The sequence below is a fragment of the Kitasatospora sp. NPDC127116 genome (genome assembly GCF_042677365.1).
GTDB lineage: Bacteria > Actinomycetota > Actinomycetes > Streptomycetales > Streptomycetaceae > Kitasatospora > Kitasatospora lactacystinica.
Genome location: NZ_JBHXTL010000112.1, coordinates 21,668 through 32,795, shown reverse-complemented (window position 1 = coordinate 32,795; position 11,128 = coordinate 21,668). Strand labels below are relative to the sequence as shown.

Annotated in this window: 8 protein-coding genes; 4 read left to right on the top strand and 4 right to left on the bottom strand. The window is 70.0% G+C overall.

Features of this window, described 5'->3' with window-relative positions; genetic code table 11:
- Positions 1-213 precede the first annotated feature (213 nt).
- Genes ACFVHV_RS33230 through ACFVHV_RS33220 form a run of 3 tightly spaced genes read left to right on the top strand, consistent with a single transcriptional unit; the run spans position 214 to position 1,449 of the window.
- On the top strand, positions 214-1,161 hold the full coding sequence (locus ACFVHV_RS33230) for a helix-turn-helix domain-containing protein (protein ID WP_380356166.1): 948 nt from the start codon (positions 214-216) through the stop codon (positions 1,159-1,161).
- Positions 1,124-1,255 carry a DUF397 domain-containing protein gene (locus ACFVHV_RS33225; RefSeq protein WP_380356165.1) on the top strand — a complete coding sequence of 44 codons (132 nt, stop codon included), beginning with the start codon at positions 1,124-1,126 and terminating at the stop codon, positions 1,253-1,255. Before ACFVHV_RS33230 ends, ACFVHV_RS33225 begins: the two co-directional genes overlap by 38 nt.
- Positions 1,252-1,449, top strand: coding sequence for a DUF397 domain-containing protein (locus tag ACFVHV_RS33220; RefSeq protein ID WP_380356163.1), 198 nt, complete (start codon positions 1,252-1,254; stop codon positions 1,447-1,449). Before ACFVHV_RS33225 ends, ACFVHV_RS33220 begins: the two co-directional genes overlap by 4 nt.
- A 37-nt stretch (positions 1,450-1,486) precedes the next feature.
- Here ACFVHV_RS33220 and ACFVHV_RS33215 read toward each other — a convergent pair whose 3' ends face one another.
- Together ACFVHV_RS33215 and ACFVHV_RS33210 are read right to left on the bottom strand one after the other, a co-directional pair.
- A complete protein-coding gene (locus tag ACFVHV_RS33215) occupies positions 1,487-2,080 on the bottom strand; it encodes a DUF4291 domain-containing protein (protein ID WP_380356160.1) in 594 nt (197 codons plus the stop codon).
- 100 nt (positions 2,081-2,180) lie between these two features.
- Positions 2,181-2,426, bottom strand: coding sequence for a hypothetical protein (locus tag ACFVHV_RS33210; protein ID WP_380356171.1), 246 nt, complete (start codon positions 2,424-2,426; stop codon positions 2,181-2,183).
- A gap of 51 nt (positions 2,427-2,477) precedes the next feature.
- Between ACFVHV_RS33210 and tgmC the strand changes: the two genes are divergently transcribed.
- Positions 2,478-3,626, top strand: coding sequence for an ATP-grasp peptide maturase system methyltransferase (gene tgmC / locus ACFVHV_RS33205; RefSeq protein WP_380356158.1), 1,149 nt, complete (start codon positions 2,478-2,480; stop codon positions 3,624-3,626).
- A 269-nt stretch (positions 3,627-3,895) separates the two neighbouring features.
- Here tgmC and ACFVHV_RS33200 read toward each other — a convergent pair whose 3' ends face one another.
- Entirely contained in the window at positions 3,896-4,201 is a 306-nt protein-coding gene (locus ACFVHV_RS33200) for a hypothetical protein (protein ID WP_359906728.1), read from the bottom strand.
- Positions 4,198-11,100, bottom strand: coding sequence for a polymorphic toxin-type HINT domain-containing protein (locus ACFVHV_RS33195; protein ID WP_380356156.1), 6,903 nt, complete (start codon positions 11,098-11,100; stop codon positions 4,198-4,200). The genes ACFVHV_RS33200 and ACFVHV_RS33195 overlap by 4 nt, the downstream gene beginning before the upstream one ends.
- Positions 11,101-11,128: the final 28 nt, after the last annotated feature.

Below are 11,128 nucleotides of genomic sequence, written 5' to 3'. Positions count from 1 at the left end.
GAGTCGAGGCGCGCGACGAACATGCGGGGGCGACGGTGCGTTTTGAGCATGGGGGTACCTCGGAGGGGGCGGAGGGGGGAGTGCGACAAGAGCGCGCACAATCACTCTGCGCATGCAGATGATTGCGTTCCGGTCTCAATGATCCGGGTCGCAGAGGTACGGTGATGGCCGAAATCGGGTACCACGCACACGCGGTACGTCTGGGGGTCAGGCATGGCACACCGGCGACTCAAGAGCGAAGTGACGGCCAGTTCGGCGCGGATCTTCGGCGAAGAGCTGCGGTTCTACCGGGAGATGGCCGGCTACACGCAGGAGCAGTTGGCGAAGCTGCTGCACTGCACCAGGCCGAACATCACCAGGTACGAGTCCGGCCAGAGGCGCATGTCGCCGGACATGGTCGTGCAGGCGGACCGGTTGCTCGACACAGGCGGATCGCTGAAGCGGCTCTGGGACCGGGTGGACTGGAATGCGGGAGTTGAGCACCCGGATTGGTTCCAGACTCATGCCGATACGGAGGCCGAGGCGGTTGGGGCCCATGTGTTCCAGGCCGACTTCATGCACGGACTGCTTCAGTGCAGGGACTACGCACGAGCGATGTTCGAGGCTGGCGGGACGGATGAACGCCCAGAAGTGATTCAGGAGCGAGTCGCGGCGAGGCTCGCGCGGCAGGAGCGGTTCCTTGCTGAGGGCGGGCCCCAGTTGGTGGTGCTTTTGGACGAAAGCACGATTCGATCGGTGGTCGGTGGACCGAAGGTGATGGCTCGCCAGATGCAACACCTGCTGAACATCGCCCAGCGCGGGAACATCGTCATTCAGGTGGTGCCGTTCACGGCTCGGGCGACGATCATCAAGACCTCGATGGTTCTTCTGGAGATGCCGGACGGGCAGCATTTGGTGTACTCGGAGAGCCTTGACAGAGGCAGTCCCAGCGACGATCCGACCGTCGTTTCCGGGCATCGGCGGCGCTATGATCGGCTGCGTGGCGATGCGCTCACAGCGGGCGATTCGCTCGCGCTGATCGCCGAGGCGCTGGAAGGGTTCAGAGATGATGCAGAACGAGCTCGACGCGGCCGGCTGGCGCAAGAGCAGCTACAGCGGCCCGGACGGCGGCGACTGCATCGAGGTGGCCCCCGGATTCCCCGGCCTCGTCCCCGTGCGTGACTCGAAGAACCCCGGCGGCCCGGCGCTCGTTTTCCCGGCGGCCGCGTGGGGCTCCTTCGTTGCTGCGATCCGTGAGGGCGAGTTCCCTGCATGATGTCGGTCTGGCGCAAGAGTAGTTACAGCGGCGGCAATGGCGGCGACTGCATCGAGGTAGCCCCCGGTCTTCCCGGTGTCGTTCCCGTGCGCGACTCGAAGGACCCTCACGGCCCGGCCCTCGTCTTCCCGGCCGCTGCTTGGGCAGCATTCGTGGCGGCCGTTCAGGACGGCGAGTTCCCGGCCCAAGGCTGACCGGGAACTCGGTACACGAGAAGAACACAGGCCGGGCTCAGGCGCCCAGGTGGGTCAGCAGTGTGTCGCCCGACGGGTACGGGAGTTCGGCGGGCAGGAGCTTCCGGGCCTCCTCCAGTTCCCCGGCCCGCACGTGGTCGTGGATCGTGTGCGCGAGTGCGGTGACGTCCTCCACCGAGACGATCCACTCGTCCGCATAACGCTCGGTGGCCTCGCCGGTGAGGCCGAGCTGAAGCGACCGATGGGGTAGCGGCTCCAGATGCAGGCCGCGTTCGGGGTCCCACTGCACGCGGGCCGGCGACCGCCTCAACTCCCGCTTCCAGGTGGCCTGGTCGGGGTGCAGCCCGCGCTTGTAGTGGGACAGGCAGCTGTTCTCCAGGGCCCATTCGAAGCCCTCGCGGGTGATCTCGACCGCGAGGACGGTCTCCTGTCCTTCCTTCGTCGCCCATCCGCAGCGGTACATCATCCAGAGGAACGACGGTTTGATCCACGTCATCCGGTCCCGCTTCCACACCGCCGGAAAGCGGCCGTCCCGGGCGGCGGGCAGGCCGATCTCCGGCGAGTACGCCTGGTAGACGGTCACCGTGGAGGGGGTGTGGAGGGCGCGGATCTGATATTTGGGTTCTGGCACGCTGACCAGCCTCGATGCTCCGCGAGCATTGCGCCAGCGGATTTTCCGGGCGGCGTGGGGTTCCCCGGCGCGGGCCGTGGAGCCGCTCCGCTCTCGAAGGTCACGCGACCACGGCGCGGGCGATCAGGGTTCCGATGTGGCCGGGCTCGGGAGCGTCGAGAACTCGGACATCCGGGTCCGTGAACCCGGCCGTCAGCAGCAGCCTCTCCGGGTCGGTGAACCAGACCGCCCCGAAGATCGATAAGACGGCGTCGTAAGTCGACCTCGTGGTGACCGCCCCTTGTGAGTGGTCCTTCTCGGAATGCCACGTCAGCGGGCCCTGGGCCTGGCAGGGTGTCGACACCACCTCGGCGATCGCCCGCGCGATCGCCGACCTCCTGGAGAAGGGCCCCGACTCATGAGGACCTCGGACCGGCTTCGCGCCGCCCTGGTGGACGGCCTCACCGGGGACGACGCGATCGGCGATCCGGCATGGCGGGCCGCCGTGCTCGCCGTGCCGCGGGAGTTGTTCGTCGGGTCGTTCTTCGTGCCGGTCCCGGGCAGCAGCCCGACCGCGTACCGGCCCGTGCACCGGACCGACCCCGGATGGCTGAGGCAGGTCTACGCGAACGAGACGCTGATCACCCAACTCGACGGTCACGTCCGCCCCGAGGACGTGACCGGGGGCACCGTGACCGGGACGCCGTCGTCGTCCTCCACCCTGCCGTCGCTGGTGCTGGGCATGTGGCAGCAGCTCGATGCCGAAGCCGGGCACCGGGTGCTGGAGATCGGCACCGGCACCGGCTACTCGACCGCCCTCGGGGCCCACCGCCTCGGGGACGCCAACCTGACCAGCATCGAGTACGACCCGCTGGTGGCCGAGCGTGCCGCCGCCGCGATCCGGGCGGCCGGGTTCGCTCCCCGGCTGGTCGTCGGCGACGGGCTGATCGGCGACCCGGACGGCGGCGAGGGCGCGTACGACCGGCTGATCGCCACCTGCGCCGTCCGGTACCTGCCGCCCGGCTGGCTGCACCAGGTGAAGCCCGGCGGCGTCATTCTGGCGACCCTCTCCGGGTGGGGGTTCGGCTTCGGGCTCGTCCGCCTGGTCGTCACGGCCCCCGGCGAGGGAACGGGCCGGTTCATGCCCGGCTGGACCAGCTTCATGATCGCCCGCCCGCACGACCGACCGCCGCGCCAGAGCATCTCCCTGCTCCCGGGGGACGAACGCCCGTCCCGGATCGACCCCGAGGTCATCAGCACCTGGACCGGCAGCTGGGTCGCCCAGCTCGCGGCGCCCTCGGCCGAACGGATGGGGGCCGTTGGGCACCAGATCCTCTGGGACGTGGCCACCGGATCGCAGGCCCGGACCGCGCCCGTTCCCGGCGGCGGGTGGACCGTGGTGCAGCGCGGCCCGCTCCGGCTCTGGGACCAGGTGGAGAGCGCCGTCGAAGCCTGGCAGCGGGCCGGCGAGCCGCACCAGGAGGGCTTCGGCCTCACCGTCTCGCCGACCGGGCAGCGGGTCTGGATCGGAAGCGAGGCCGGACCGGGCTGGAACCTGCCGATCTGAGCCCTCCATCGCGCAGCAGCAGCGGCAGCAGCTCAGGCGCCCAGGCTCCCAGGCGGGCGAGGAGCGTATCGCCCGACGGGCGGGGGCGTTCGGCGGGGAGGCGCGACACCTGGGCTCTGGCGCGGTGACCGGGGATCGAGGCCCGCCATGCCCTGCGCGAGCGGATTCTTCGGCTACTGCCGTCGAGACCTGAAGAAGCCCCACCGGAAAACGATCCGGTGGGGCTTCTTCAGTGCAACGGTAGGGGCGGGGCGGAGTAGGGCCCCTTCTTAACCCCGCTCAGAACCCGTAGGGCGCGGAGCGAACTCCACGTTCTCGAATTCGAAGTCCGCCTGCTCGATCGCCTCCTGCCGCGTGGGATGGCACGTGTCCGTCAGGACTTCCCAGTCCGCAGAGCAGTAGAACAGGTAGTAATCGGACTCTCCGTCGTACCGTGCGATCGCCAGGTGGGAGATCTTCTCGTCGAGGCCGTCGATCGAGTGCCTGGTCCGGCCGGTGGGCCGCTGCGCGTCTCCCACCCGCGCGTACAGCTCGACCGAAGCGCCGTCAAGGACGGCCGGCACAGGTGCACTCATGGCCTGATCTCCACACTCGTGTTCTCGACCACTCGGCCGTTCTCGACCGCCTCGAAGTGGATGTGATGGCTCTTCGACGTGGTCTCGTGCTTTCCGTAACGAACTATACGACTGCCATCACTTGACACGTACCGGCCGACTCCCTCTTCCCGGTACCCGGCCCCGAGCCAACGCTCGGCAAGGTCCATGGCCTGGTCCTGATTGATCGTTCCGCCGTGATACTCCGGAGCACGTCCACGCGGGGTGGCCGCTACCTGGGAGGAGTTGGCGGTGAAGCAGTTCGGTCCGGAATTGTGAACCAGTACCGGCGTGTTCCCTGCCAGCACGTAGTACGTGTGCAGGTCCCGCACCGTCAGGTTGTGGGCGGGCTGGACCAGGTGGAAGTGTCGGACCCGGGCCAGGGCGACGACCGTGCCGTCGGAGCTGCGGACGGTGTCGTCCGCGGTCAGGTCCCCGGCGTTGACCCAGGCGTCCCGGTTGACGCTCCAGAACGGGTGGTGGTCGGTCGCGGTGACCTCGCCCCGGCCGTCGGCGAGGAGGAGCGTGGTGAAGTCGGCGTCGTCCGGGGTCACCATGGTGGCGTCGACCTCGCGAGCGGCCGTCTTCCCGGTCTCCGGGTCGGTGGCGAGGACGAGGTCCCCGACCTTCAACTGCTCGATGGGCTTGGTCGTCCCGTCCGCCATCCGCACCGCGACGCCCGCCGGGAAGCTGTCGCAGGACATGGCGATCCGGTTGCCCGGTGCGGGCTTCTCGGCGGCGGCGGCGGCCGGCTTGGGCTTGGCCGAGTTGTTGAACTTGGCGAGGCCCTTGCCGAGGGCTCCGGCGCCGACGCCTATCTCGCCCGGGCCGAACATGGCGATGTTCTCGAACTGCCAGTTCTTGAGCTGGTCCCAGAGCTCGTTGTAGATCGGGGACTTCTGGCATTCCTTGATCATGTGGCAGGCGTTCAGCGCTGCCGCCACGTAGTCGTGGGCGTCGGAGTCCGGGTCCTCTCCGAAGCGGTGACGCTGCTTCTGGAGGATCTTCAGGTTCTTGTTGGTCTGCTGGATCAGCTTGTTGAAGTCCGTCTTGCCGGTGGTGATCTGCACTCCGCCGGGAAGGACCGACTTCACGCTCTTGACGGTCTCGACGACCCAGTCGCCGCCGTTGACCGGCATCCAGTAGTCCTGGACGAGCTGGCCCTCGGGGGTGCGGCACTGGGCCGTACCGCCGCAGGTGCCGTCGGGCCGCAGCCCGGACGGGTCGCTGAGGGTGAGCGGGTTGTTGTTGCTGTACGTGTAGCCCGCCAGCGACTGCGGGTCGGTGCCGGCCAGGACCGGGTCCACGCTGATGAACCGGCCGGTGGCCGGGTCGTAGTCGCGGGCCCCGAGGTGGGTGAGGCCGGTGGGCTCGGCCGTGCCGCCGAGGAAGCCCCGGGTGCCGGCCCAGGTGGCGGGGGTGGTGCCGCGGCTGCCGCCGAAGGGCAGCGAGCGGCGCTGGTCCACGGCGCCGGTGGCGGCGTCGACGCCGATCTCGGCAGTGCCGTGGTGGTCGTTGACCTGGAAGGTCAGGCGGTTGTCGTCGGTACGGACCGCGGTGGCCGAGCCGAGCGGGTAGTAGCGGGTGGCGGTGGCCTTGGTGGCGCCCTTGACCAGCTTCAGCTCGACGCGGTCGAGGTAGAGGGTCCAGCTCTCGGCCGCCGGCTGGGCGGTGTCGAGGGTGTGGCCCAGCAGACGGTTGCCGACAGCGTCGTAGAGGTAGTCGGTGGTCTGGTTGGTCGTCGCGGTGGTACTGCCGTTGGTGGTCTGGACGGTCGCGGCGAGTCGGCCGACTCGACCCTCGGAGTCCCAGGTCAGGGCCTGGTCGCTGGTCTGGTTGCCGGACGGCGACTTGAGGTGCCGACCGGTGGTGTTGCCCGCGGTGTCGTAGTCGTAGCTCTCCACGACCGGAGCGCCGACCGTGCCGGTGACCGTGGAGGTGGAGCTCAGGCTGTGCGGTCGGGCCGCGGTGGCGGCGGGGTAGGTGTAGGTGGTGGTGGCGTCCTGGCCGGTGTTGCCGGTGGTGTCGTGCCGGGTCTCGGTGGCACGGGTGCCGTTGGTGTTGTAGGTCCAGCTGGTCCAGTACGGGGCGGGGCCGCCGAGCTGGGTGCCGCCGGGGGCCGTGCAGCCGCCGGTGCCGGGGGTGTAGGCCTCGGTGAGGCGGGCCAGGGAGTCGTAGCGGAAGCACTGCCGGTCGGTGCCGGAGCGCGAGGTGTCGGTGACCGAGGTGACGTTGCCGGCCTGGTCGTAGGTGTAGGCGGCGGCGCGGGTCGCGCCGGTGACGCCGTACTGGTCGGTGCGGCTGGACGCGAGGCGCTGGGTGCCCCACTCGTAGCCGTTGGTGATGTACACGTCCTTGCCGGCGGTGCCGTTGCTGAGCGTGGACTGCAGCGGCTTGCCGGTGAGGCTGTAGGTCTGGTTGGTGAGGTACTTCGTCAGGCCCTCGGCGGCCGTGGGCCGGTGCAGCGCGTCGTAGGTGAACGCCACCGACTCGGCCGCCAGGTTCCCGGCGGCCGGGTACGCGATCGACTTGGCCTGCCCGTCGAGGCGGTAGATGGTGCCGCTGATGTAGCTGCCTGCCAGGGCTTCCTGGCCGGGGACGGACGGGATGGTGACCGTGGTGCGGGTGGGCCGGGCGAGGGTGTCGAACAGCGAGTAGGTGGTCTTGTACTGGTAGGTGGTGCCGCCGACCGTGCTGTAGCGGGTGCTGGACGACAGTTGGCCCTTGTTGCCGGCCGGGTCCCACGCCCGGGAGGTCAGCAGCGGGCCGGTCGCCGAGCCGTCGCGCGTCTCGATCGGCCGGGAGAGGTTGTCGTAGGCGGTGGCGACGGTCTTGCCGCCGCCGTCGGTGGTGCCGGTCAGCTCGCCGCGGTCGTTGTACGTGCTGGTGGTGGTACCGGAGTCCGGGTCGACCGCCTTGGTCCGCCGGCCGAGCTGGTCGTACTGCCAGGTCCAGACACTGCCCGCCGGGCCGGTGAGCCTGGAGAGGTTGCCGGCCGGGTCGTAGCCGTAGGTGGTGGAGTCGTAGGCGCCGGTGGGCGCGGCGGACTTGTACTGGCGCAGCTCGACAGCCCGGCCGACCGCGTCGAAGACGGTCGTGGTGGGGGTGCCGCCGGTGGGCGGGGTGACGGTGACCCGGTCGCCGCCGTACTCGGTGAGCGTGGTGGCCAGCGGGGTGCCGACACCGTTGCCCGAGAGCGCGGTGGTCCTGACGACCCGCCCGAGGCCGTCGTACTCCGTTGCCGCCTGGGTCTCCAGGCCTGCGGTGTCGTCGATGTTGCGCAGCGTGCCGGAGGGCGTGCCGGTGGCGTAGTACGGGGAGTAGGCGAGCGCCGTCTGACCGCGCTCGTCGTAGAAGGTGTCCGCGATGACGCGGCCGCCGTTGTCGCCCGGGGCCTGGCCCTGCCGGAAGCGGCCGAGGCCGTCGTACAGGGTGTAGGCGGTCTGCTGGGAGCCGTCCTCGTTGAGGGTCTTGCCCGCGACGGAGACGATCTGGTTGTCGGCGACCGTGTAGGCGTACTCCTGGTCGGGGGTCTGCCCGGTGGCCTTGGAGCGGTCGGGCAGCCAGACCTTCAGGGTGCGGCCGAGGGCGTCGTAGAGCGTGTCGGTGCGGCGGTTGTTGGCGTCGATCGTGTCGACGGCCAGGCCGCGCAGCAGGTCGTAGTCGGTGGTGGTGGTCTGCGTGGTGGTGGTGTCGCCGGCCTTGGCGGGCGGGGTGGTCTCCACCGACTTGCTGGGCCGGCCGGTGGCCGGGGTGTAGGCGGTGGTGCTGGTCCGGGCGTTCGGCGAGGCCGTGGTGACCGGGTTGGCGGCGCCGCTGAGGTCGTAGACCGTGCTGGAGGCCAGCTCGGTGCTGCTCAGCGGACGGCCGTAGCCGTCGTAGGTGGCGGCGTGGTCCAGGTAGGTGGCGCTGTTGCCGGTGCGGGACTTGAGCGTCTGGATGAGGGTGATGTCGCCCTTGGCGGGTGCGGCGCCGAAGCCCTGGCCGTCGAACCGGTAGCGGATGTCCGAGAGCACCGCCGAGGTGCCGTCGGCCCGGGTGTCCCGGTTGACGTCGGTGGCGCAGTTCGCGGCGACCACCTCGACACGGGTGGCGCTCCTGAGGATCCAGGTGCCGGTGTTGTCGGCGTACGTGGTGCGGGTGCAGGTGTCGTCGTCGGGGACCGCGACGTCACCCTGGTTCTCGACCGAGGTGACCCGGCCGTAGCCGTCGCGGGTGTTGTTGGTACGGGTCTCGCGCCAGTTGCTGCCCGCGCCCTTGTCGAGCGAGGTGAAGGTGCGGGTGACCGTGGTGCCGGTGATGTTGGCGGTGGTGGTGCCCCAGTCGCGGACGCGCTTGGCGGTCTCCTGCTTCCACGGCGTGTTGACGTTCTTGCCGAGGATCACGCCGCCGGGCTTGTCGTACTGCTCGGTGCGGTACTCGTAGCCGGCCCACGCCTGGTCGTCGGTCAGGACGGTGCCCTGCCCGTCGTCGACGGTGACGCTGCGCTTGCCGTTCTTGTCAGCGGGGTTGTTGCGGTCCTGGTCCATGCCGCGCAGGAACCAGTGGTCCGCCTGCGTCGTCATGCCGGTGACGCCACCGGTCTCGACCCGGGTGCGGGCGTAGCCGCGCCACTGGGACCAGGTCTTGAGCTTGTCCTTGGTCAGGCCGTCCTCGTCGTCGAAGTGCCAGGCGGCGTCGCCGAGGTAGGTGTAGCGGGTGACCATGTCGGGTGCGCCGCCGGTGCGGTCGGTGGCGATGACCGCGTCGACGACGTACTTGTTGAACCACTCCGTGGTGACCGGGGTCTCGTCGGAGGCCTGGTACATCTGCGGGAAGCAGCGGGTGGTGTTGGACTGCGGGGTGGGCAGGTTGTTCCAGTCGCAGGCCGCGGCCGAGTAGTTGACGTCGATCTGGCCGCCGAGTTCGTCGGTGACGGTGCCGAGCCGCTGCTTGATGAACGGCATCCGGCCGTCGCCGACCTTGTCGAGCCGGTTGGCCATCTGCTTGTAGGCGAGGGTGGTCTTCGGCAGGGCGACGGACGGGGCGGCGGAGGACCCGGTGTGCTTGATCGAGTCCAGCAGCAGCTGGTAGTCGAAGTCGGCGGTGCCCCACTTGTGGGTCAGGTCCCAGGTGTCGACGGTGGCGTAACTGCCGTCGGCCTGCAGGGTCTTGGCCGCGATCTGGGTGAGGCGGGTGCGGGTGAAGAAGGTCGGCGAGTACTGCGTGGTGCAGTCGGTGCCGTCCTTGCAGTTCTGGTCCCACGGGGTGTCGTACCAGTACTGCCGGTTGGCGTCGATCTTCGCCGGGTCGCACACGCCCGCGCCGGTCTCCAGGCAGCGTTCGGCGGTGCCGAAGTCGACCCGGCCCATCGGCTTGACGCCGGCCGAGTACAGGTCGCCCTGCTGCTGGCCGTACTCGATGTGGTCCAGGCGCCCGCCGCGCACGTACGAGGTGCGGTCGGTGGCCTTGAGGTTGCGGCCGTAGTTGTTGGTCTCGGGGGTGTACCAGTAGGTGATGTCGTTGCCGTGGGCGTCGACCACCAGGTCCAGGTTCCACCGCCAGCCCTGCTGGCACCACGAGGACGCGAAGTCGGCGCCGTTGCACGGCTCGCCCGCGTTGTTGCCGTAGACCGGCACGGTGTAGACGGACTTGGTCTCCGGCTTGCCCGCCGACCAGTTCGGCAGGCGGTTGTAGCCGAAGTAGTAGCTGGTGCCGTCGGTGGTGGTGGCGCGGAAGTACTCGCCGTCGTTGTCGCCGTTGCCGCGGCCGGTGTCGCGGACGCGCACGACCTTGGTGGCGTCGTCGTTCTTGATCCGCCACTCGTCGCCGGAGACCGGGATCAGCTCACCCGAGTGCCCCGCGAAGCTGATGGTGGCGTTGTCCGTGCCCCAGCACAGGTCACCGGGGCTGGACTTCCCGGTCTTGGGCGCCCCGTCGTCGGCGCAGGCCTTGTAGCTGCGCTCGACGAAGCCCGGCGACAGGTCGAAGCCGTCACCGGCCCAGGAGGCCTGGTTGTTGCTGTTGGCCGTGCGGCCGTCGATCGCACCGGAGTTGTAGGACAGGCCGACCTTCGGGGTCAGCCCGCCCGGCATCGCCGTGAGCGGCATGTCGTAGGACCAGGTGAACGCGCCGCTGTTCAGCGCCGTGGACCAGGAGGACGCGCTCGACAGCGGCGTCGCCCTGTAGTCGCCGCTCGGTCCGGCGCTGCCGGTGGTGGCCGCGAGCACCATCGCCCCCGGCGCGGACTGCAGGCGCATCGACCCGGCCGGGGCCGTGGTCAGGGCGTCGGCGGCGACGGTCTGCTTCGCCACGTCGTTGCCGCCCGGCAGCGGGGTCTGCACCCGGCATTCGGGCAGGTCGGGCGTGGTGAGCGCGCACTCGGGCAGGCGGACCAGCTTCAGGCGCGAGCCGAAGCCGGAGCCGGCGGCCTGGGCGAAGGACGAGTAGTCGACGGCCAGGCCGCTGTTCTCGTCGGCGCCCGTGACGGTCAGCAGGACGCCGTTGACGCCGGCCCTGGCGGCGGCGTCCTGGCCGAGCAGCTCGACCTTGGCCTTGCCCGCCGCGCCCGAGGACGAGAGCGCGACCGGCAGCTTGCCGGCCTTGACGGCCTTGCCCTTCTCGCCGGGCACGTCGACGGTGGCGCTGCCCGCGCCGGGCAGGGCGCCCTGCTTGCCGTCCGTCCTGCTGACGGTGGTGTCGGCCTTGCGGCCCCTGGCCTTGGCGTCGGAGCCCTTGACGGGCTTCTCGGGTGAGACCGCGGACGGCTTGGTGTACGGTTCCGCGGCCGCCGCGACGGCGGCCAGCGGCAGTGCCGGCAGCAGCGACCCGACCAGGGTGCCCGCGATGATCGCGGACATTCTGGTGCGGGTCGGCCGCGGCACCGACCTCTTCCTGCTCATGGGTGGGACAACTCCTCTGGGAGAAAAC

Bases quoted from the DNA above. Each gene is read 5' to 3' on its own strand.
- ACFVHV_RS33230 (WP_380356166.1), top strand. From the start codon at position 214: ATGGCACACCGGCGACTCAAGAGCGAAGTGACGGCCAGTTCGGCGCGG.
- ACFVHV_RS33220 (WP_380356163.1), top strand. From the start codon at position 1,252: ATGATGTCGGTCTGGCGCAAGAGTAGTTACAGCGGCGGCAATGGCGGC.
- tgmC (WP_380356158.1), top strand. From the start codon at position 2,478: ATGAGGACCTCGGACCGGCTTCGCGCCGCCCTGGTGGACGGCCTCACC.
- ACFVHV_RS33200 (WP_359906728.1), bottom strand. From the start codon at position 4,201: ATGAGTGCACCTGTGCCGGCCGTCCTTGACGGCGCTTCGGTCGAGCTG.
- ACFVHV_RS33195 (WP_380356156.1), bottom strand. From the start codon at position 11,100: ATGAGCAGGAAGAGGTCGGTGCCGCGGCCGACCCGCACCAGAATGTCC.